Here is a 21,470-nt window from a genome sequence, read left to right on the forward strand (position 1 = left end):
GCGAGCGATCAGCGCCGCTTAGTCAGCCACCTGGCGCGACTTCCATTGTCCGTTGGACTGCTTGCAGAACCACCCGCTCCAATGCTCTTCAGCGCTGCCGCGCTTGAGATCGGACTTCAGGCGCCGGCAGGGCTGGCCCTTGTCGGTCTTGCTTTCGATCGGCGTGATGGTGCCGTCGATCTGCTGGCGCCGCCCCGCCGCGGGGAACGTCCATTCAACGGTCTTGCCGTCGGCCGTATCGTTCAGTGCCGTGCGCACTGACTTGGCCAGCGACGCGCCTTCCTTGTCGTTGAGCGTGCCGATGATGGTGCCGCTCAGGTAATTGTCAAAGTACGCCTGCGCCGGTGCCGCCGCGGCAAACAGCAGGGCGGCACCAAGCGCGCCAGTGACGGCGGCGCGCAGGGCAGGGCGGACAGGGCTGGCGGTAGGGTCGGATGGCCGAGGCAGCATGACGATTCCTTGTGGCTTCGTGGTGGCATTTGGGTGGCATTGTAAGCGCAATGCAGCGCCGCAGCAGCGCGCGGTGCGGTTGACACGTGCCAGCCGCTGACCTAGCGTTGATTGTTGCCCCCGCGCTTCGCGTTGGCCGGCAGCGGAGCCTGCTGTGCGCTTTGCACGGCAAGCGCCTTTCCCCCCGCGAGAGGAGATCCCATGAAGCTGCGCTATCTGACCATCGGCCTGGCACTTGCCTGCGCATTCGGCACGCTGCACGCCCAGACCACAGGCAAGGCCGACAAGTTCAATCCCTACACCGACGGCGCCAAGCAAGACCAGTTCAGTCCCTACTCCGATGGTGCCAAGCAGGACAAATTCAGCCCGTACTCGGATGGCGCAAAAAGCGACAACGTGACCTCGTTGAACCCGGGTGCCCGCCCTGACCAGATGGAGCCGATCCAGGGCGGCGCGCAGAAGTCCTTCGACTCATACAGCCAGGGTGGCATGAAGAGCGGGAAGTTCGATCCGTATTCCGAAGGCGCCAAGAGCGGCAAGTTCGATCCGTACAGCGAAGGGGCTAAAAAGTAACACTGTATTAAAGGGGCCGGCTGCCGGCCGGCCCCGATCTCAACCAGATTCTCACAGCCGGCAGGCGTTGGCCTCGCCGGGGCTTGCGGCCGTGTGACCCCAGCGCCCGCAAAGCCTTGTCCGGAGCGGCTTTCGGGCAACCTGGCCAACATTTTGTTTCAAACCTTGCGTGATCGAAACGTGACTTCCGCGTCTCGAATTGTTATGGTTTATTGCGCATCGCAACAAACCGGACACAGTGCCCCGCGGGCCGTCTGCCTCGTGTCCGGGTCTCGCCACTCGGCGCCGGGCCCGTCTCTTGCTGTGTCGTCCTTCGTTCCGACCGCCGATGCCGGTCACCCCGATTCAACCGCTCACCCTGGCATACATGTCACAGATCGCCACGCCACGCCTGTCCGTTACCCATACCTTGCCCGCCGCCGGGCCGGTGGCCCGCCGCGCGGCACGGGCGGGTGTGCGGATCGCAGCCTGGCTTGGTGGCAGTACGCTGGCGCTGTGTGCCATGGCCGCCCATGCGTTCGATTTCGACACCGTGGCGGCGCGCGCGCGCCAGCTGGCGGCCTCGCCCTACAAGGCGCCGCCGCAGAACCTGCCGCGCGAGCTGCGCGAGCTGTCATACGAGCGCTACCGCGAGATCGAATACAAGCCCGAGCGCTTTGCCTGGCGCGGCACGCGCTCGCCGTTCGAGCTGTCGTTCTTCCACGAGGGCATGGTGTTTGACCAGCCCGTGCGTATCCATGAAGTGGTGGGCGACAGCGTGCGTGAATTCCGCTTCGACCCGTCCGCGTTCAATTACGGCCCGCACAAGGTCGATGCCGGCAAGCTCAAGGGCCTGGGCTATGCAGGCTTCCGCATCCTGTACCCGCTGAATCAGGGCAAGCGCAAGGATGAGCTGGCGTCGTTCCTGGGCGCGAGCTATTTCCGCGCGCTGGGCAAGGACCAGTGGTACGGGTTGTCGGCACGCGGCCTGGCGGTCGACACCGCGCTCAATTCGGGCGAGGAGTTCCCGCGCTTTGTCGAATACTGGATCGAGCGTCCCGGCCCCAATGCCAAGGAGATCACGATCTACGCGCTGATGGATTCGCGCCGCATGAGCGGCGCGTACCGTTTCACCATCAAGCCCGGCGCCGAGACCGCGATGGAGGTCAAGTCTCGCCTCTACCTGCGCGAGAACGTGACCAAGCTGGGCCTGGCGCCGCTGACCAGCATGTTCCTGTTCGGTGAGAACCAGCCGTCGGCCGCGCAGGATTTCCGCCCCGAGGTGCATGACTCTGACGGCCTGTCGATCCACCTGGGCACCGGCGAATGGGTCTGGCGCCCGCTGGTCAATCCCAAGCGCTTGCTGGTCACCTCGTTTGCGGCGACCAATCCGCAGGGCTTCGGGCTGATGCAGCGCGACCGCACCTTCAACAGCTACCAGGAGATCGGCTCATGGTATGAGCGCCGGCCCAGTGGCTGGGTGCAGCCGCGCGGCAACTGGGGCTCGGGCCGGGTAGAGCTGGTGCTGATCCCGACGCCGGACGAGACCAATGACAACATCGTCGCGTACTGGGTGCCGGACAGCCCGCCCAAGCCGAAGCAACCCTTCGACTATGAGTACCGGCTGCTGTGGCAGAAGGACGGCGAACAACAGCCGCCGCTGTCGTGGGTGACCCAGACCCGCCTGGGGCAGGGCCAGACCCGCAACAAGGAAGACACGAGCTTTTCGCTGGTGGTGGACTTCGAAGGCCCGGCCTTCGGCAAGCTGCCGGCGAACGTGCGCATCGACCCGGTGGTTTCGGCCGATGCCAACGGTGAGCTGCTGAAAACGTCGGTGCAGCGCAATGAGGCGACCGGCGGCTGGCGCATGACCATGGTGATGCGCCGCAAGGACGAAACCAAGCCGGTTGAGTTGCGCGGCTATCTTCGCAACGGCAATACAACCCTATCCGAGACATGGAGCTACATCTTACCCCCAGGCTAAAGCAGCGACCGGCCAAGGCGGCGGCATGCGAGCGCTATGTCGACCGCCTGCCGGTATCGCCTGAAGTGCGCAGCGAACTGCTGGCGGACGGCGCGCCCGCGACGCCGGTCGCACCGGTCACGCCCGTGGCATCCGTTGCCCCCGTGATCGCCGTTACCGCCGACGGCCGCGATGCGCAGGACGCGATCACGCGCCTGCAGTCGCGCCTGGCGGCCAAGGACACGCCGCCCGCGCAAGGCGGCAGTGCCTACGCCTCCGTCGGCCGGCGTTTCACGATGGCATACGGCAATCCCCAGGTGGATGGCGCACCGCTGCTGCAGCGGCGCGAAGACGGCACCGTGAAGGTCGACACCGGCCCCGAGCCCGAGCGCAGCTCGATGGTGCCGCGCCAGTGGCCGCCGCATATCGTCACCGGCTGGCTGCGCAATACCTGGCGCCACATGCTGGGCCGCCCACCCGTGCCCGAGACCTGGGACACGCTGCACGACGGTCCCGATGCCGAAGGCAAATGGCATCCGGCTGGCTCGCACCGCCGCTGGTTCCTGCTGGGCCTGGTCGTGATCCAGACCGTGCTGGCTACGTACTTCATGAGCAATGTGCTGCCGTACCATGGCGCCGATCCGCTCGAGATCGCCATCCTGGTGCTGTTCGCCGTCCTGTTCTCATGGGTGTCGGCCGGCTTCTGGACAGCGATGATGGGCTTCCTGGTGCTGGCCAAGGGCGGCGACCGCCACCTGATCTCGCGCTCGGCCGCGCCCGACGGGCCGATCGCGCCCGAGGCGCGCACCGCGATCATCATGCCGATCTGCAATGAGGACGTGACGCGCGTGTTCGCCGGGCTGCGCGCCACCTATGAATCGCTGGCGCGCACCAGTCACCTGTCCAACTTCGATTTCATCGTGCTGTCGGACAGCGGCAATCCGGACCTGCGCACCGCCGAGCATGACGCGTGGATGGAGCTGTGCCGCGCCGTCGGCGGCTTCGGCCGCATCTTCTACCGCTGGCGCCGCCACCGCGTGAAGCGCAAGACCGGCAACGTGGCCGACTTCTGCCGCCGCTGGGGCAGCAAGTACCGCTACATGGTGGTGCTCGATGCCGACAGCGTGACGCGGGAATCGGCTCGCCCCGGCGCAACAGGTTGCGGATCGGGCTGAAGCTGCCGGCGACCGCCACGTTGGTGGAGTTGCGGTGGGTGCCGAGCGCGCCTTTGGGCTTGCCGGTGGTGCCCGAGGTGTAGAAGATGGTGGCGTCGTCGTCCGGATCGATATCGACCTGTGGCGGCGGCTGGTCTGGCAGCGCGGCCCAGTCAGCCGGGGTGCCGATCACGCTCTCCAGCGGGGCCACACGCGGCTCGGAGGCGGTGCCGCCGACACGTGAGGCATAGACGCGTTCCAGCGCCGGGCAGCCTGTCAGGCGTTCCAGGATGCGGTCGAGCCGTTCGGCATCGACGATCGCCACGCGGCTGCCCGAATCGGCCAGGCCATACTCCAGCTCGGCCCCGGTCCACCAGGCATTGAGCGGTGTCACGATGGCACCCGCCAGCAGCGCGCCGTAGAACGCCACCGGCCATTCAGGCAGGTTGCGCATGGCTACGGCCACGCGGTCGCCCTTGCGCACGCCGTCGCGCACCAGTGCATGGGCCAGGGCGATGGCCGCGCGCCGGAAGGCATCGTAGGAGACGCGCTCGTCCTCGTAGACCACGAAGGTGCGGTCGGCAAACGCGCGCGTATTCAGCAACAGCTCGCGCAGCGTGGGGGGGGCGTTCTTCCAGACTGTGGTGGGGATGCCGCGGATCACGCGCGTTTCGGTTTCGAACGGCGCGCCGGGCGCGGTAAGCCGGGCGTGGGCCTCGGCCAGCGACATGACCGGCCAGGTGCCGGCCAACTGCGGATTGCTCGACATGACTGCCTCCCGGAACTGCACTGCAGGTTGAGGGAAATGCAGGAAAGCGGCGGGCGCCGGCGTGAAGGCCGGCGCCCGCAACGCTGGGGCCTGACGCTCAGATGGTCACGCCGCCGTCCACGACCAGCGCCTGGCCGGTCATGAAGGTGCTGGCCGCCGACGCCAGGTAGACCGCCGCCCCGGCGATCTCGACGGGTTCGCCGATGCGGCGCAGCGGGGCGCCCTGGGTGGACTGCTTGTAGCGCTCGGGATCTTCCCACAGCGCGCGCGCAAAGTCGGTCTTGATCAGCCCCGGCGCGATGCAGTTCACGCGCACGTTGTGCGGCCCGAACTCGACGGCGAGGTTGCGCGCCAGTTGGAAGTCGGCGGCCTTGGAGATGTTGTACACGCCGATGGTGGGCGAGCCGCGCAGGCCGCCGATCGACGACACGATGATGATCGAGCCGTCCTTGCGGTCGATCATCTGCGGGGCCACCATCTGGATCAGCCAGTGGTTGGAGATGACATTGTTGTCCAGCACCTTGCGGAACTGGTCGTCCGACACGCCGCTCATGGGCCCGTAGTACGGGTTGGACGCGGCATTGCAGACCAGCACATCGATCTTGCCGAAGGCGCGGTTGGTCTCGTCGACCAGGCGCTGCAGGTCGTCCTTCGAAGAAATATTGGCAGGGACCGCGATCGCGGTGCCGGCGCCGTGGCGAGCGTTGATGGCATCCACCACTTCCTGGCAGGCCTCGATCTTGCGCGAAGAAATGACCACCTTGGCGCCCTGGACGGCCATCTGCTCGGCGATGGCGCGGCCAATCCCGCGCGAGGAGCCGGTGACGATGGCAACCTTGCCCGTCAGATCAAACAATGACATGGAGTCTCCTGTATGGCTGCGCCGGCGTCAGGGGCCGGCTTTGTCCTGGCGACGTGCCCGCAGGCAGCATCGCCAGGACATTATGGTGGCGCCGCTGGCACCAGTCCACAGGCCGGGGTGCCGCGCGCCGGCCATATCAGGATTCTTTCTGCGGGCAATGCGCGCCGTGCATGGCAGACATGCTGCATAGCGCAATCATGGCGCCTCAGGTGCCGGAGGATGCCGTTGCGGGCGCCAGCAGCGCTGGCAGGGCGTCGGCCAGGCCACGCCGCAGGTCATCGTCCAGCAGCACGCCAAAGCGATCCGACAAGGCCTGCACCACGGCCTCGGGCGAGGCCAGCCGCGTTCGGCGCACGGTGCCGTCCGGTGCGCGCTCGGCCAGGTCGCCGTCGGCCAGCGTCACGCGGGTGCCGCCGTCGGTGCGCGCGGCCATCAGCCGCTGCAGGAACACGCTGTCAGGGTGCGTCGATACATACCAGTTGCGCGGCACGAAATCGATCCACGGCTGCGGCGTCAGGTCAAAGCGGTAGACCTTGATCCAGCCGGTGTCGCCGCGCGCCTCCAGATCGTAGCTGTGGAACGCGGTGGCGGTGGCCTCCGGCGGCGAAGGGGCCAGACGGTAAGGGAAGCTGTCATCGGCCGGCTCGGACAGCGGCATCGCCCGGTATGGCGTGGGGCCGCCGAAGCCGACATCGGCCAGGTAGCTGCGATGCGCCACTTCCACGCGCAGCAGCATGTGCGAGGTCATGGTCGGCACATCGTCGGGAACGCCCCAGCGCACGCGCGCGGCCAGCGGCGTCACGGCGTAGCCGAGCGCGCCCAGCCCGGCCGCCAGCAGTGTATTGAGCTCAAAGCAGTAGCCGCCGCGCCGGCGCGTGACGAGCTTGTCGAAGACCGCATCCAGTTCGATCCGTACAGGCCGGCGCAACAGCGGATCGATGTTCTCGAACGGAATGCTGGCCAGGTGCGCGGCCAGTACGATATCTAGAGCTTCCAGCGTGGGCGAGGGCGGGGCGGCAATGCCGAGGCGTGCCAGCCAGGCGTCCAGTTGGGGGGCGTCCAGGGTTATCATGGTGTGCGGGGCTCCGGTGCGATGCATTCAGTTGAGCGCTTCCAGCGCCGGCAGGTCAAGCAGTTCGATGCCGCCATACTCCAGCCGCAGCAGCCCGCGCGCTTCCAGTTCGCGCAACGCGTGGTTCACGGTCTGGCGCGACAGGCCCAGCATCTGCGCAAGCTGTTCCTGCGGGATGCGCACGCGCTGCGTGGCCTGGTCCTGCGGCAGGTTGCCGTAGCCATGGGCGATCGCGGCCAGGCGGCGGGCGATGCGCGCCGCCGGCGGCAGCAATTGCGCTTCCTCGACATAGTTGAAGGCTTGGCGCGTCTTGGCGGCCAGCAATTGCCCGAAGGCCTGCCACCATGCCGGCTGCTGCGCCAGGCGCCGCTCCAGGCTGGCGCGCGGCACGTGCCACAGCATCGTGGCGCTGACCGCGCGCGCGTCGTGGGTGCGCGGCAGGCCGTCGAACAGGCAGATTTCGCCGAACCAGGTGCCGGGCTCCAGCAGTCCGAGCAACGCCGCCTTGCCCGATTCGCCGCTGGCGTGGATCTGCATGGTGCCGCTGGCGACACAATACAGGCCGTCGAAGCGGTCGCCGCGGGCAAAGAGCGTCTCGCCGGCCACCAGCCGGCGCAGGCTGCCATCATCGAGCAGTGCCTGGCGCAGCGCCGGCGGCAACTGGCTGAACCACGCGCCGGCACGTACGGCAGCAAGTGAATCGTCGCGCGGCGGCACCGTGCCGGGCAGTGTGCCGGCGAGTTGCGATCGGGGGCGTTGCGGCGGGCTCGCCAGTCCCATGCCGGTCTCCTTTCATATGGGGCTGTGCCGGGTGTCAGCAGGGACACACAAGGGCACGCGCGACTGTGCCGACTGTCAAAAACCTGACAGACCGCACGGTGCGCGCCCACTACTATAAATCCACATCGCGCCCGCCGCGCAGCAGCAGGCGGCACGCGCACGCCTGCGCACAAGGAGACGCCCCCGTGAAAACCCTGATCGAACACCTGGCCAACTACGCTGCCTACCATCGCGACCCGCGCAACGTCTTTACGCACTTCATCGGCATCCCGATGATCGTGCTGGCAGTGACGACGCTGCTGGCACGCCCGGCGCTGCCGCTGGGCGACGGCTCTGCCTACCTGACGCCGGCGATGCTGCTGTACATCCTGTCGTGCCTGTTCTACCTGCGCCTGTCGCTGGTGTTCGGGGTGGCGATGGCGGCCATCCTGGCGTTCTTCCTCTATGCCGGCGCACATATTGCAGCGATGCCCACCGCCTGGTGGCTTGCCATCGGCGTTGGCTTGTTCGTGGCGGGATGGGTGATCCAGTTCATCGGCCACTATTACGAGGGGCGCAAGCCGGCGTTCGTCGACGACCTGGTCGGCCTGCTGATCGGTCCGCTGTTCCTGGTGGCGGAAACCGCCTTTGCGCTGGGGCTGGCACGCGACACGCGCGAGGCCATGGCCGCCCGCGCGCACTGATCAAGGCAACCCCGCCGGCAGCCGCAGCCGCGCCGCCAGCCCGCCCAGCGGGCTCGATGCCAGCGCCAGGCTGCCGTCGTACATCGCGGCGATTTCCGTCACGATCGCCAAGCCCAGGCCGCTGCCAGCAGCGGCCTCATCGAGCCGGCCATAGCGGGCGGTGGCCAGTGCCTGCGCCTCCGGCGGCATGCCCGGGCCGTCGTCTTCGACCAGTATGTCGAGCTCGCCATCCGCTTCCTGCAGCGTGACGCGCACGCGCGTGCGCGCCCACTGGCAGGCATTGTCGAGCAGGTTGCCGAGTATTTCGATCAGGTCTTGCCGGTCCCCGGCAAAGTGCCCGGAGCCTTCAACCGTCAGCGCCAGCGCGCGCTCAGCGTGCAGCCGCGCCAGTGCACGCGTCAGCTCGCGTACCGGCGGGCCGGCATCGATGCGCTCGCCGCGCGCCGCCGCGGCGCCCGCGGCGCGGGCGCGCGCCAGGTGGCGGTCGACCTGCCGGCGCATCGCTTCGACCTGCGCCGCCACGGCTTGCGCCGGCGCCCCCGGCAGCGCCTCGGCCTCGTTGGCGAGCACTGCCAGCGGCGTCTTGACCGCGTGCGCCAGGTCAGCCGCCTGCCGGCGCGAGCGTTCCAGCGCCTGGGCATTGCGTGCCAGCAGGGCATTGATCTCGGCAACCAGGGGTTCGACTTCGGTGGGCCAGTCGCCGCCCAGGCGTGCCTCGCGCCGCGCCTGCATTGTGCCCAGCGCGCGCCGCAGCCGCGCCAGCGGCGCCAGGCCGAACTTCACCTGCGCCGCGACCGCCAGCATCAGCCCCAGCCCCAGCGCCGTCAGCGACCACGCCAGCGTCCGGTTGAAGCTGCGGCGCGCGGCGCGCAGCTCGGTCCGGTCCAGCGCCACCGAGATCTCCACCGGGGTATCCGCGGACGGCAGCACCAGTTGCCGGGACACCACCAGCAACGACTGGTTGCCGGGCCCCGGGCGCACGTCGGCCTGGGCGCCGGCAAGGCGGCGCTCCACCGTCACCGGCATTTCCGTATCCCACAGCGAGCGCGAGCGCAGCAGCGCGCCCGGCGCGCGCGCCTGCCAGTAGGTGCCGGAGTAGGGCAGCTCGTAGCGGGGATCGGCAGGGGTACGGGTAAGGACCAGCTTGCCGTCGGCGCTCCAGTCCAGCGCCGCGGCCAGGCCCGCCAACTGGTGGTCGAGCTGGCGCACATAGGTGTTGTTGACGTGGCGCTCGAACAGTGTCGACAGCAGCCAGCCGCTGACGCCCAGCGCCGCTGCCAGCCAGATCGCCGCCACTGCCAGCAGGCGCAGCGCAAGGGACCGGCGCAGGCGGGCGGGCATCTAGGGCTGCAGCTGCGACGGCGGCCGCAGCCGGTAGCCCTGGCCGCGCACGGTCTCGATGACGTCCACGCCAAGCTTGCGGCGCAGCCGCCCGACAAAGACCTCGATGGTGTTGCTGTCGCGGTCGAAGTCCTGGGCATAGATATGCTCGGTCAGCGCGGTCTTGCTGACGATGGCGCCGGGATGGTGCATCAGGTAGTCCAGCACGCGGAATTCATGCGAGGTCAGCGCCACCGGCGTGCCGTCGACGGTGACCGTGCCTGCGCGCGGATTCATCCGCACCGGGCCGCATTGCAGCTCCGGCGCCGGCATGCCGTGCGCGCGCCGGATCAGCGCGCGGATGCGCGCGAGCAGCTCTTCCATGCGGAATGGCTTGGCCAGGTAGTCGTCGGCGCCAGCGTCGATGCCTTCGACCTTCTCGGTCCAGCTGTCGCGCGCGGTCAGGATCAGCACCGGCACGCTGACCTGCGCGGCGCGCCAGCGGCGCAGCACCGAAAGGCCGTCCAGCCGCGGCAGGCCCAGGTCCAGGATGACGGCGTCGTAGGGCTCCTGCTCGCCCAGGTGGCAGGCGTCCAGGCCGTCCGCGGCCACGTCGACGGCATAGCCGGCGTCGGCCAGGCTGGCACGGACCTGGGCGGCGAGGGCGGCTTCGTCTTCGACCAGCAAGATGCGCATCGGGGTCTCCTGTCGGTCAGGGTTTGCGGCGGGCGTCTTCCAGCCCACGCCCCTTGGCTTTGAGCAGGGCGGCCGTGCGTGCATCGTACTCGAGCTTGGCCACCGAACCGCCGGGCAACAGCAGCTTGACCTCGTACTGCCAGATGCCGTCATCGCGGTCCAGCTCCACGCCGATCACGTCGCCCGCGTACTGGCGCGATACTGTTTCCAGGATGCGCGACAGCGGCAGGATTTCGCCCGACTGCACGGCCGCGCGGGCGCGGTCGGCGTCCTTGTCGGCGTGCGCGGCCGGCATCGCCGCCAGCGCCAGCAGCGCCGCAGCGACCAGCATGCGCGGGCTCAGGAGGGCCGGGAAATTGAACTTCATGGGCCGGAGTTTGCATCAAATTGCCTGAATGCGGGCTGAACGTAACCCTCAGGCGGCGTTCAGCCGCCGGCACGGACAATGGCCGCCATCACAGCCATCCTGCCAGAGAGCCCGCCCATGCCGCCCGTATCGACACCCAACCGCCACTTGTCTTCGCCGCGCGCAAGGTGCCTGCGCTGGCTCGCACTGGCGGCCGGCGTGCCGGTTTCACTGCTGTGCGTGGCGAGCCTGTTCGGCATGCAGGCCGGCCTGCTTGCGTCCTGGCAGGCATGGTGGCATGCCGATGCAAGCCTGGCGATGATTGCGCTCGGCACTCTCTTCGCGGGTTCGGTGCTGGCGCTTTGCACGGGTGACCAGGCAGCAAACGGTAGCGCCGCGGCACGCGCATCGCTGCGCGCGCAGGCACCTGAAGCGGCTGACGCGAACGCCAAAACGGGGGTACGTAGGCCGTATTCGCGTTTCCACTGAGGCAAAGCCGCGACAAAACCCGGGGTTTTCACGGGGTTTTACGTTTCGCATGCACGAAAACCCCTTGACTTACGGTACTTTCCGCTATGATTCAGTGGGCGTCGAGAAGACGATTGCGCAACGCTGAGAAGCAATGCGAAACACCTGCCGACACCCATTTGTTCAACTTACGAATATCGATATGGCGACCAAAGCGAAACCGACCGCGAAGACTGCAACCAAGCCCGCTGCCAAGAAGGCTGCGGCAACCAAGGCACCCGTGAAGGCTGCCGCCAAGAAGGCCACGCCGGCCAAGAAGGCTGCTCCGGCCGCTGCGCCCGTTGCGCGCCCGCTGAAGGACACCTTCAACAAGTCGAGCCTGGTCGCTCACCTGGTAGCTCAGACCCAACTGGAAGCCAAGGCCGTGAAGACGGTGCTGGCCCACCTGGAAACCACCATCATCGGCGCGCTGAACAAGAAGGGCGCTGGCGAGTTCACGCTGCCCGGCCTGCTGAAGGTCACGGCGCAGCAAGTGCCGGCCAAGAAGAAGCGCTTCGGCAAGGACCCGTTCACCGGTGAAGAGCGTTGGTTCCCGGCCAAGCCGGCCAGCGTCAAGGTCAAGGTCCGTCCGCTGAAGAAGCTGAAGGACGCCGCAGCCTGATCTGCGCCACATTGTCCTGACAAAAAAGGAGCCGCTTGCCGGCTCCTTTTTTTATGCGTGAGCGCAATACGTGCCGCGCGTTCCTGCATTTTCAGCCGCCGGCGACAGACCGGCGCGGGAGGAGACACGATGCCAAGTCTGCAATGCCAGCTGTGGCGGCTTGCCTTGCGCCTGGTCCGGCGCAAGCGGCGGTTTGCCAGCGCCCAGGCGCTCCATGATGAAATCCGGCGGCGCCGTATCGCCGGGCGCGCCTATCCGTCCCGCCGCCTGCTCGCGCGGCACGCGGTCAGCGAGGAGCGGATCGCCGGGATGGAGGTCTACACCGTGCAGCCCAGGAGCGGGCCTGCGCACGGTAAGGCCCGTCATATCCTTTACCTGCACGGCGGCGGCTATGTTTTCGATATCGTCAGCCAGCACTGGGATTTCGTCGGCAAGCTGGTGGACGCGCTTGGCTGCGCGGTGACGGTGCCGGTCTATCCGCTGGCGCCGGAACATACTCACCGCGACGTGTTCGCGGCCATGGTGCCGCTGTGGCAGGCGCTGCAGCAGCGCTATCCGGGTGCAGACCTGACCGTCATGGGCGATTCCGCTGGCGGTGGCATGGCGCTGGCGCTGGCACAGGTGCTGCGCGACAGCGGCCAACCGCTGCCGCGGCGCCTGGTATTGATGTCGCCGTTCCTGGATGCCACCGGCGACAATCCCGGCATCGATGCCCTGGAGCCGTTCGACCCGATGCTGTCACGCCCCGGGGGCATTGAATGCGGGCGCGTCTATGCCGGCGCGGATCCGGTGACCTTGCCGCAGGTCAGTCCCATGCACGGCGTGTTGCGCGGGTTGCCGCCCACCACATTGTTCATCGGCACCCATGACATCCTGCTGCCCGACTGCAGGAAGTTCCGCCAGATGGCCGACGAGCAAGGCCTGCCGCTTCGGTATCACGAGGGCGAGGGGATGTTCCACGTCTGGATGCTGCTGCCGATGCCGGAAGCGGACGCGGCGTTTGCCGAGATTGTGCGGTCCGTGCTTGCCGACGACGCCCATGGCGCGGAGGGCAGGGACGGGCTGGCGCCGGTGCGCGCTGCCGTTGCCCCGCAGGAAGTGACCGACCCGGGTTGATGCGGCCGCCGGGTGATTCATGCCAGGCTGGCCGCAAGCGGATCCGACTGGAACAAGTTTAACCTGCGTCAAACTGGAAGCACGGGCGCCCCGCTAGAATCGGTCAGGTCATGGGTGCGGGGGCGCTCCCCATGACAGAGCTTCCGGAGCCTTCCTGAAGCTTCCGCCCGCGGCCGCAATGGCCGCGGGTTCTTTATTTGACGGCCACCCTCCGGTCCGCTACCTCAGGCCACCACCTGCTTGGCATAGGTTGCCCGCGCCATCTCGCAGACCTCTACCGACACCTGCACGTCCTGGCCGGTGCCGGAGCCAGCCCGCACCGCTTCGGCGATCACGTCGCAGACGGCCTGCGCCAGTGCCTGGCGCACGGCGGTGTCGCGGCCGTCCAGGATCGACAGGCGCGCGTGGACAAAGGCCCGCTCGACCGCGTCCACGCCCTGGCGGTAAGTCGACAGCGTGATGCAGCGCGACTTGATATCCGCCTCCTGGAACTGTCCGGAAGCCAGCAGGGCGGCATTGGCTTCATCCAGCAACTCTTCCTGCGAGCAGTTCAGGCGGGTGTTTTCGGTGAGTTCGATGACGAGGTGAGGCATGGCGGCGTCCTGACTGTGCGTTCCGGTGAAACCGAGCATGATACGGGATCGCAGGGCGTACCAATGCAAACGGGGCGCCTTTGGGCGCCCCGTCGGGATGTGCTGCTGCTGCGGGATCAGGCGTGGACAGGCGTGCGCTTGCGTGCCGGTGCCCGCGCGCCGTCGAAGCGGGCCGGATTTTCCCGGGCGAGCTGCTGCAGCTGGGCCAGCTTGGCCTTCAGGCCGGCATCCAGTTTCGGTGCGGGCATCACCGTGGACGGGCAGGCCACGCCCAGGATGCCTAGCGCCTGCTGGAAGTTCTCCAGAGTCAGCCCGGCAGCCGGGTCAACGGTGACGAGGTGCTCGCGCAAGGCTTCGGGCATCGACTCCGGGGCGGCGCAGGAGATGATCACGTAGTGGACCGGCATGGCGCCCTGGGCGAAATAGGCTTCGATTTCCGCGCCATGGCCGCCTGCGGCCGGCGGGGTCATGGCTTCGACCTGCAGGTCCAGCTGCTGCAGGATTGCCGCGGGCGTGCCGCGGCGCCAGGCGTCGGACACCACCACGCGGGCGCCGGCCACGCCGAACAACCTGCGTACGAACCCCAGCGCGACAGGATCAAAGAACCGGACGTCGCGCAGCGTGCCCGAATCCGGAATGCCGCCGAGGCGGGTGCGGGAGCGGTCGGAATACAGGACGCCGGGTACGTCCAGCATGATGAGTCGTTCAGCCATGGTTTCCTGTGCGGGTGCCAGTTCAGTTGGTGTGAACCAAGATTACTCGCCAGGGGCAGGCTGACACGTAACCGGCGCGGGTTCAGTTGAAACAGATCTGTAACTTTGTCGGGGAAGACGTAAATGCCGGTTACGCCGCCATGACAAATGTTTCGCCCAGACACATCTGGCCGGTACAAAGATGACACAGACTAGAAGCGGAAGCGGGCCACATCGTCGGCCAGCGCCGCTGCCTGCTGGTCCAGCCGGGCTGCCTGGCTGGCCAGGTCATCGACCAGCGCCGCGTTCTGCTGGGCGGTCTGGCGCAGCTGCGATACGGATTGCCCGGCGGCCTGCACGCTGCCGGCCTGCTCGTCGGCAATCGTGCGCAACGCCTCGGCCAGCGCATGGCTGTGCCCGACGGTAGCCGCGATGCGGTCCATCGCCACCACCACGCTGGCGCTCAGGCGCGCGCCTTGCTCGATCTCATGTGTAGCCGTGCCGACGATGCCACCGATCTCGCGCGCCGCATCGGCGCTGCGCTGGGCCAGCGCGCGCACTTCTTGCGCGACCACCGCAAAGCCGCGGCCGGCGGGGCCGGCGCGGGCCGCTTCCACGGCGGCATTCAGGGCCAGGATATTGGTCTGGAAGGCGATGCCCTGGATCACGCCGACGATCTCGGCGATATGGCGCGAGTGGCCGTGCAGCGTATCCATCGCGCCGCGCATCTGCTGCACCACGGCAGCGCCGGCATCGGTGGCGGCACGTGCCTGGCTGGCCATCTGGCTCGATTCGGTGGCCTGGGCGTGCGCGTCGGCCACGCGTGCGGCCAGTGCCTGCATGCTGCCGGTGGTGGCATCGAGCGCGCTGGCCTGCTGCTGGGTGCGCGCCGACAGGGCCTGGTTGTCTTCGGCGATCTGCTGGCCGGCCGCGGTGATCTCCTGTGCGCTGGCCTGGATACGCGCCAGCACGCCGGCAAGCTGGTCGCGCATGCCGGCCACGTGGTGCAGCATGCTGCTGTGGTCCGACGGGCGCAGGGCGATGGTGGCGGTCAGGTCGCCGGCGGCTATGCGGCGCGCGATCTCGGCGGCGTCACGCGGCTCGCCGCCAAGCTCGGCACGCAGGCTGCGCGCCGCGATCCACGCCAGCGCGGCGGCCGCCAGTAGGCTGGCGCCGAGCAGGGCGGCCATCCATGCCTGCGCGCGCAGCTGGCTGGCCGCCACGCTGGCCACCGTGGCCGCGGCCTTTTGTTCCTGCTGCTGGCGCACGGCTTCCACCTGCCGGCTGAGGGATTGCAGCTGTTCGGTGACGAAGTGGCCGTCGACCGAGACCGCGCTGTCGAATTGCAGCGAGTCCAGTGGCTGCTTGCGCAGCAGCGCCACGTAGGCCTGCACCAGCTCGCCGGCGCGCTGGCGTTCGCGCAGCAGCGGCGCGGCCTGTGCCGCGGCGGCCTGGCGTACGCCGGCCAGCGCAGCATCGAGCTGCGACAGGCCGCGCGCGATGTCGGCGGCGGCATCGTCGCGCTCGGTGCTGCTGGTGGCCATGGTCAGCGCCAGCTGGGCACGGCCAAGCGTAGCCAGCGCCGACTGCGCACGCTCGGCCGAGATGGCGCCGTGCATGTCGTGCTGGTACAGGGTGTCGGTGCGCGCCTTGATCGAGACCAGGTTGGCGATGCCGGTCAACCCGACGGCGGCGCCGAACAGGTACACCAGGGCAAAGGCGGCGCACAGGCGCGCCACCAGCGGCAGGCGGCCCAGTCGTGCGGAAAGCCGCGCGAACAGCCGCGCGGGGGCAGCTGCCCGGCTGCGGCCGGGCAGGTGTGTCTTGATGACTTGCAACACGGAGAAGACTCCAAACGGGCACGCTGGCTCCAGAAGGATGCACGGCCCGGGCTTGACCCGAATTGCCGCACGCGCTGTCCTCTGTCCGGGGCGGTCGCAGGCGGCGCACGGATGGTCGGTCATCAACGTGACGCCGGCGTGACATGGAATGAGGATCTTTGTCATCACGCTGTCATCTCCATGTCATGCAATGTCGCTCGCCCATCTTGCTCCACCCCCGGATTTCCTCCATGACAGGCCTGCCTGCCGCCACGCCTTCGCACGACCGCGCACCTGTCGCATCTTCTGGCACCCCCGTCGCGGCGGCACTGGCGCGTGCACGGCTGCCGCCGCTGCACGCGGTATTCCAGCCGATCGTGCAGGCCGACAATGCCGAAATTCTTGGCTACGAGGCGCTGATCCGGGGCCCGGCCGGCTCGCCCTGGGCGAAACCCGACGCGTTGTTCCGGCTGGCGCAGGGCGTTGCCGCTACCATGGCGCTGGAGATCCACGCGGCGCGCACCGCGCTGGCCGCCTGGCGCAGCCTGGACCTGCCCGGCAAGCTCTTCCTCAATTTCAGCCCCATGACATTGCGGCACCTGCTGGCCGAGCGCGGGCGGTTGATGGCGGCGCTGCTGGAAGCGGGCATTGCGCCATCGCGCCTGGTGATCGAAGTCACCGAACAGACCCCGATCGGCGATGCGGCCAGCTTTGCCCAGGCGATGGCGGTGCTGCGCGAGCTCGGCATGCAATACGCGCTGGATGATTTCGGCACCGGGCATGCCAACCTCGACCTGCTGGCGCACTTGTCGCCGCACTTCGTCAAGATCGACAAATCGCTGGTGCGGGGCATTGCTTCCTGTTCGCGCCGGCTGGAAATCCTGCGCGCGCTGCTGCGCATGATGAGCGCCTTTGGCGGGCGCGTGATCGCCGAAGGCATCGAAGACGAAGACGAGCTCGCCGTGATCCGCGACCTGGGCGTGACCGGCGCCCAGGGCTACTACGTGGGCCGGCCCGTGGCGCGGCCGGCCGCGCAGGCGCCGCTGCACGTGCACCAGGCGCTGGCGTCGCGCCATATCGCCGTGTTTCCGCAAATGGTGCGCTCAGGCTGGTCGGGCATCACCGCCGGGCGCCTGCTGCGGCCAGCGCCGACCGTGTCCCCTGCCACCAGCAACGATGCGGTGCTGCGCGTCTTCCAGGACCAGCCCGACCTGCAGGCCGTGGCCGTCGTCAATGACGAAGGCCGGCCGCTGGCGATCATCAGCCGCCAGGCCTTTGTCGACCGCTACGCGGCGCCGTTCCATCGCGAGCTGTATGGCAAGAAGGCCTGCATCGCCATGGCCAACCGCGAGCCGGCCTGCTTTGACCATCGCGCCAGCCTGGAGGAAATGGCGCAGATCCTGTCCGGCGAGAACACGCGTTCGCTTGCCGATGGTTTCGTGATCACCGAACAGGGCTGCTATATCGGCCTGGGCACCGGCGCCGACCTGATCCGGGCCATCACCGAAGTGCGCATGGAGGCGGCGCGCTACGCCAATCCGCTGACCTTTCTGCCCGGCAATATTCCGCTGAACCAGCATATCGAGCGACTGATCGAAGCCGCCAGCGAGTTCCGCGCCTGCTATGTCGACCTGAACCATTTCAAGCCTTTCAACGACAAGTATGGCTACTGGAAGGGCGATGAGATGCTCAAGGGCGCGGCCGCCATCCTGGCCGAGGCCTGTGATCCCGCACGCGATTTTCTCGGCCATGTGGGCGGCGACGATTTCCTGGTGCTGTACCAGAGCAGCGACTGGGCCGCGCGCCTGCAAGCGGCAATCCGGCGCTTCAACGATGCGGCGCGCGCCATGTATTCGCCCGCCGATCGCAGCGCCGGTGGCATGCATGGCGAAGACCGGCACGGGCGGCCGGTCTTCTTTGCGCCAGTATCGATGGCGGTTGGCGTGGTGTGTGTGAGCGGCGAGGGCGTGGCGGGCCTGCAGCGGCTGGGCAGCCAGCATATCGGTGCCGCGGCGGCGGCGGCCAAGCGCGAGGCCAAGCGCTCGGCAACCGGCATGGCCGTGCTGGACTTCCTGTCGCTGGCCGCGACGCTGTCGGTCTAGCGGTCCGGCTGCCTGCGTCTGGTGACCCGGCGGCCCACTGCGGGCAGCCTGGGCGCGTCGCCCCCTTCCAGTACGTCGAGCCGGTAGCCGTGCGCGTAGACGACGGTGATGACGATGCCGTTGGCGATGCCGATGCGCAGGGTCTTGCGCAGGCGCGAGATCAGTCCGGCCAGTGCCCGTGACAGCGGCGCCAGTTCATGCCGCCACACCATCCTGCTGGATGCGGTCGTTGGACAGGACCCGGCCGACATTGGAGAACAACAGCATGGCCAGGTCGAATTCCTTCGGCGTCATTTCGATGCGCTCGTCGCGCAGCGTGGCAAAGCGGCCCACACTGTTGAGCTGATAGGGGCCGACGCGCACCACCAGGCCCTGGCGCAGGCGCTCACCGGTCACCCGGCGGCGCGGCGCCGTGATGCGTGCCATCAGCACGCGCGCATTGAGCGGACGGCATACGTAGTCATCAGCGCCGGCTTCGAGTGCATCGACGAGGCCATCTTCACTGCTGTCGGCCGCAAGCATGATGATGGGCACATCGCGTGAGCGCGCACAGCGCACGGCACGGATAACGTCGACGGCTGGCAGGTCCGGCAACTCGTCATCGATCAGCAGCAGGTCGAACGGTACCTGGCTGACACCGTGGATCAGGTCGCGGCCCGATTCAAACACGTTGCAACGATAACCGGAACGTGCCAGCAGTTCCGGCACCGGCCGGAGTTGGGGCGACTTGTCCATGAGCCGCGCAATATTCATCGATGGCGAAATACGAGAGCTTGGCAGGGACGGCCGGACCGCGATGGAACGAAGGCAGGCGCGCACGCACGCAGCACTACCGCTCGCAAGCAGCAAGCGTACAAAAAGTGCGGTCAACAGGACAATCAGACATTTCTGAAATTTCTGCTTTTTTTTGATGGCGCTCGCGTTGTTGGCGTGACGGAGCGCGTGTCGACGGGGCCGATGGCGATATGGAAAGTTGTCCACAGTTCCTGTGGACAAGCCAGGGAACAGTGGCCAGACTACGGCCTGGCACCGTGATGCTGTCGGCGTGCCAAAAAAGAAGGCAGCCGCGTTGAAGTTATGGGCGCCGTGCTGTCAACATCCGGGCGGGGTGTGCCAAAATAGCGCGCATCCCGTTCTGGTCCGGGGACTCAAGCCCACCGATGCTGCAGAGCCCGAGTGTCATCGCCATCATCGTCCTGTGCTTTCACGTCGTCGGCGTGGTGGCCGCCCTGCATGCCGTCATGACGGTGCGCACCGCGCCCGGCGCGATCGCGTGGGCGGGGTCGCTGCTGATGATGCCGTACTTCACGCTGGTGCCTTACCTGGTCTTCGGGCGCAGCACCTTCGCCGGCTACGTCGATGCGCGGCGTTTCAATGACGACCACCTGCGCGAGCTGCGCCACGGCATGACCCCGCGCGAGCGCGAGGCGCGCAGCGCCTGCGTGGTCCATGCGCCGGCGCAGGTCTGCATGCGTGCGCTGCCCCGGCTGACCGGCATGCCGTGCCTGGCCAACAATGACGTGCGCTTGCTGGTCAATGGCGAGCAGACCTTCGAGGCGATCTTTGCCGCGATCGCGCGGGCCAGCCAGGTGCTGATCGTGCAGTTCTTCATCGTGCATGACGACGCGCTGGGCCAGCGCCTGCAGGCGCTGCTGTGTGAGCGTGCACGGGCCGGCGTCAAGGTGTACTTCCTGTTCGATCGCATCGGCTGCCACGCGCTGCCGCGCCGCTACGTGCGTACGCTGACCGAGGCCGGTGTCGATGCGCGGGCGTTCTCCACGCACCGCGGCTTTGTCAATCGGTTCCAGCTCAATTTTCGCAACCATCGCAAGCTGGTGATCGTCGACGGCAGCGAGGCTTTTGTTGGTGGCCACAACGTCGGCGTCGAATACCTGGGCGAACGCCCGCCGCTGGCGCCGTGGCGCGACACCCATATCGCGCTGCGCGGCAGCGCCGTGCTGGACCTGCAGATGGCCTTTGCCGAAGACTGGTTCTGGGCCGCGCGCGAGGTGCCGCACCTGCTGATGCCGCCGCCTGAGGTGGGCGGGCGCATGACCTGCCAGGTGGTGCCGTCAGGCCCTGCCGACGCGCAGGAGACCTGTTCGCTGTTCTTTGTCGAGGCCATCCAGTCGGCGCGCCACCGGCTGTGGATCACGTCGCCGTATTTCGTGCCGGACGAGGCGGTGTTTGCGGTGCTGCGGCTGGCCGTGCTGCGCGGCGTGGATGTGCGCATCCTGATTCCGGCGCGGCCCGATCACCTGGTAGTCTATGCCGCCTCCACCATCTATGCGTACCAGGCCGTGTCCGCCGGCATCAAGCTGTATCGCTACCAGCCGGGCTTCCTGCACCAGAAGGTCATCCTGGTCGACGACGAAGCCGCGGCTGTCGGCACGGCCAACCTGGACAACCGCTCGTTCCGGCTCAACTTCGAGCTGATGGTGATGACCGCCGACAAGGGCTTTGCCGCGAGCGTGGCCACCATGCTCGAAGCCGACTTCGCCCAGGCCCGGCGCATCGGCGTAGACGAGTTCCTTGACGCGCCGGCGCCGCTGCGCGTGGCGATGCACGTCGCCAAGCTGTTCGCGCCAATCCTCTGAAGCCCGCATTCCGGTCCGCTGATTCCTGCAATCCTCGTTGCGACAGACTTGATTTCGCTTGATTGTGTACACTGTTCACTATAAGCGTATGCACATCATGAACCGTTATCCATATTCAAGAGGGTCCGCATGACCCGGGCTGTCCCCGCGCCCCCGGCGCGCGCCACCTACCGCCACGGAGACCTGCGCCGCGCGCTGCTGGACGCCGGCATCGACCTGGCGCGCGAGGGTGGCCCCGACGCCATCGTGCTGCGCGAGGCCACGCGCCGTGCCGGTGTGGTGCCCAATGCCGCGTATCGGCACTTTGCCAGCCGGCAGGACCTGCTGCAGGCGGTGCGGGCCTCGGCCTTGTCGTCGCTTGCCATTGCCATGGAGGGTGAAATCGGCGGGCTGCGGCCGGGCCGCGGGGCCGCCGCGCATGCGCGTGCCTGCCTGCGTGCGGTCGGCACCGGCTACCTGCGCTTTGCGCTGGCCGAGACCGGACTGTTCCGCACCGCGTTTTCGGTGCCGAATGAAGTGGAAGACGATGCCGACCCGGCCAAGGCGGGCAACAGCGGCCTCAATCCGTTCCAGCTGCTGGGCGCGGCGCTCGACAAGCTGGTGGAAGCCGGCGTGCTGCCGCCCGAGCGCCGGCCGGGCGCGGAGTACCTGGCGTGGTCGGCCGTGCATGGCCTCGCCATCCTGCTGATCGACGGCCCGCTGCGCAGCCGCGCCAGGGAGCAGGCAGAGATCCTCGGGCAGCGCTTGCTCGACATGGTCGAGAAGGGCCTGTAG

At 67.9% G+C, this 21,470-nt stretch carries 19 protein-coding genes and 3 pseudogenes; 10 read left to right on the forward strand and 12 right to left on the reverse strand.

The window, feature by feature from the left end; translation table 11 throughout:
• Positions 1-18: 18 nt before the first annotated feature.
• A complete protein-coding gene (locus KB879_RS10935; protein ID WP_013952862.1) occupies positions 19-450 on the reverse strand; it encodes an RT0821/Lpp0805 family surface protein in 432 nt (143 codons plus the stop codon).
• A 201-nt stretch (positions 451-651) separates the two neighbouring features.
• Between KB879_RS10935 and KB879_RS10940 the strand changes: the two genes are divergently transcribed.
• From KB879_RS10940 to KB879_RS10950, 3 genes and pseudogenes are all read left to right on the forward strand, one after another.
• Positions 652-1,023, forward strand: a complete 372-nt coding sequence (locus KB879_RS10940) for a hypothetical protein (protein ID WP_114134759.1) — start codon at positions 652-654, stop codon at positions 1,021-1,023.
• A 367-nt stretch (positions 1,024-1,390) separates the two neighbouring features.
• Positions 1,391-2,986, forward strand: coding sequence for a glucan biosynthesis protein G (locus KB879_RS10945; RefSeq protein ID WP_041228861.1), 1,596 nt, complete (start codon positions 1,391-1,393; stop codon positions 2,984-2,986).
• Positions 2,959-4,112: pseudogene (locus KB879_RS10950) on the forward strand (glycosyltransferase); the annotation flags it as partial. The gene KB879_RS10945 and the pseudogene KB879_RS10950, both read left to right, overlap by 28 nt.
• On the opposite strand, the pseudogene KB879_RS10955 reads toward KB879_RS10950, so the two are convergent.
• The 4 genes and pseudogenes from KB879_RS10955 to KB879_RS10970 all read right to left on the reverse strand — a co-directional run.
• Positions 4,094-4,888: pseudogene (locus tag KB879_RS10955) on the reverse strand (AMP-binding protein); the annotation flags it as partial. The pseudogenes KB879_RS10950 and KB879_RS10955 overlap by 19 nt on opposite strands.
• A gap of 97 nt (positions 4,889-4,985) precedes the next feature.
• Positions 4,986-5,750: an SDR family oxidoreductase gene (locus tag KB879_RS10960; RefSeq protein ID WP_011617096.1), complete on the reverse strand. Its 765-nt coding sequence runs from the start codon at positions 5,748-5,750 to the stop codon at positions 4,986-4,988.
• A gap of 205 nt (positions 5,751-5,955) precedes the next feature.
• Positions 5,956-6,822: an arylamine N-acetyltransferase gene (locus KB879_RS10965; protein WP_211981283.1), complete on the reverse strand. Its 867-nt coding sequence runs from the start codon at positions 6,820-6,822 to the stop codon at positions 5,956-5,958.
• Between the two features lie 27 nt (positions 6,823-6,849).
• On the reverse strand, positions 6,850-7,602 hold the full coding sequence (locus KB879_RS10970; protein WP_153955729.1) for a Crp/Fnr family transcriptional regulator: 753 nt from the start codon (positions 7,600-7,602) through the stop codon (positions 6,850-6,852).
• Positions 7,603-7,787: 185 nt separating this feature from the next.
• Between KB879_RS10970 and KB879_RS10975 the strand changes: the two genes are divergently transcribed.
• Positions 7,788-8,285: a DUF962 domain-containing protein gene (locus KB879_RS10975; RefSeq protein ID WP_013952876.1), complete on the forward strand. Its 498-nt coding sequence runs from the start codon at positions 7,788-7,790 to the stop codon at positions 8,283-8,285.
• Here the strand turns inward: KB879_RS10975 and KB879_RS10980 are convergent, their stop codons facing one another.
• From KB879_RS10980 to KB879_RS10990, 3 genes are read right to left on the reverse strand one after another with little or no spacing between them, the layout of a single operon-like run.
• On the reverse strand, positions 8,286-9,626 hold the full coding sequence (locus KB879_RS10980; protein WP_211981284.1) for a sensor histidine kinase: 1,341 nt from the start codon (positions 9,624-9,626) through the stop codon (positions 8,286-8,288). It abuts the gene before it with no gap.
• Positions 9,627-10,301, reverse strand: coding sequence for a response regulator transcription factor (locus KB879_RS10985; RefSeq protein WP_114134748.1), 675 nt, complete (start codon positions 10,299-10,301; stop codon positions 9,627-9,629).
• Between the two features lie 16 nt (positions 10,302-10,317).
• The gene (locus KB879_RS10990; protein ID WP_153955732.1) at positions 10,318-10,668 is read right to left on the reverse strand and encodes a PepSY domain-containing protein; all 351 of its coding nucleotides are present in this window, start codon (positions 10,666-10,668) and stop codon (positions 10,318-10,320) included.
• A 78-nt stretch (positions 10,669-10,746) separates the two neighbouring features.
• Between KB879_RS10990 and KB879_RS10995 the strand changes: the two genes are divergently transcribed.
• The 3 genes from KB879_RS10995 (at position 10,747) to KB879_RS11005 (ending at position 12,892) form a co-directional block, all read left to right on the forward strand.
• Positions 10,747-11,136, forward strand: a complete 390-nt coding sequence (locus tag KB879_RS10995) for a hypothetical protein (RefSeq protein WP_013952880.1) — start codon at positions 10,747-10,749, stop codon at positions 11,134-11,136.
• A gap of 181 nt (positions 11,137-11,317) precedes the next feature.
• Entirely contained in the window at positions 11,318-11,776 is a 459-nt protein-coding gene (locus KB879_RS11000) for an HU family DNA-binding protein (protein WP_010809407.1), read from the forward strand.
• Between the two features lie 129 nt (positions 11,777-11,905).
• Positions 11,906-12,892: an alpha/beta hydrolase fold domain-containing protein gene (locus KB879_RS11005; protein WP_211981285.1), complete on the forward strand. Its 987-nt coding sequence runs from the start codon at positions 11,906-11,908 to the stop codon at positions 12,890-12,892.
• A gap of 224 nt (positions 12,893-13,116) precedes the next feature.
• On the opposite strand, the gene KB879_RS11010 is transcribed toward KB879_RS11005, so the two are convergent.
• From KB879_RS11010 to KB879_RS11020, 3 genes are all read right to left on the reverse strand, one after another.
• Positions 13,117-13,485, reverse strand: a complete 369-nt coding sequence (locus tag KB879_RS11010; protein ID WP_035823957.1) for a 5-carboxymethyl-2-hydroxymuconate Delta-isomerase — start codon at positions 13,483-13,485, stop codon at positions 13,117-13,119.
• A gap of 116 nt (positions 13,486-13,601) precedes the next feature.
• Positions 13,602-14,198, reverse strand: coding sequence for an HAD domain-containing protein (locus tag KB879_RS11015; protein WP_013952884.1), 597 nt, complete (start codon positions 14,196-14,198; stop codon positions 13,602-13,604).
• Between the two features lie 191 nt (positions 14,199-14,389).
• Positions 14,390-16,018, reverse strand: a complete 1,629-nt coding sequence (locus KB879_RS11020; protein ID WP_211981286.1) for a methyl-accepting chemotaxis protein — start codon at positions 16,016-16,018, stop codon at positions 14,390-14,392.
• Positions 16,019-16,248: 230 nt separating this feature from the next.
• On the opposite strand from KB879_RS11020, the gene KB879_RS11025 reads away from it, so the two are divergent.
• On the forward strand, positions 16,249-18,099 hold the full coding sequence (locus tag KB879_RS11025; RefSeq protein ID WP_041228626.1) for a phosphodiesterase: 1,851 nt from the start codon (positions 16,249-16,251) through the stop codon (positions 18,097-18,099).
• On the opposite strand, the pseudogene KB879_RS40370 reads toward KB879_RS11025, so the two are convergent.
• Positions 18,096-18,852 (reverse strand): annotated as a pseudogene (locus tag KB879_RS40370) (response regulator transcription factor). The gene KB879_RS11025 and the pseudogene KB879_RS40370 overlap by 4 nt on opposite strands.
• A 407-nt stretch (positions 18,853-19,259) precedes the next feature.
• On the opposite strand from KB879_RS40370, the gene cls reads away from it, so the two are divergent.
• Both cls and KB879_RS11040 read left to right on the forward strand, forming a co-directional pair.
• Positions 19,260-20,696, forward strand: a complete 1,437-nt coding sequence (gene cls / locus KB879_RS11035; RefSeq protein WP_153955735.1) for a cardiolipin synthase — start codon at positions 19,260-19,262, stop codon at positions 20,694-20,696.
• 129 nt (positions 20,697-20,825) lie between these two features.
• Positions 20,826-21,470, forward strand: a complete 645-nt coding sequence (locus tag KB879_RS11040; RefSeq protein ID WP_153955736.1) for a TetR/AcrR family transcriptional regulator — start codon at positions 20,826-20,828, stop codon at positions 21,468-21,470.

The sequence above is a fragment of the Cupriavidus sp. KK10 genome, assembly GCF_018223725.1.
In the GTDB taxonomy this organism is placed as follows: Bacteria; Pseudomonadota; Gammaproteobacteria; order Burkholderiales; family Burkholderiaceae; genus Cupriavidus; species Cupriavidus necator.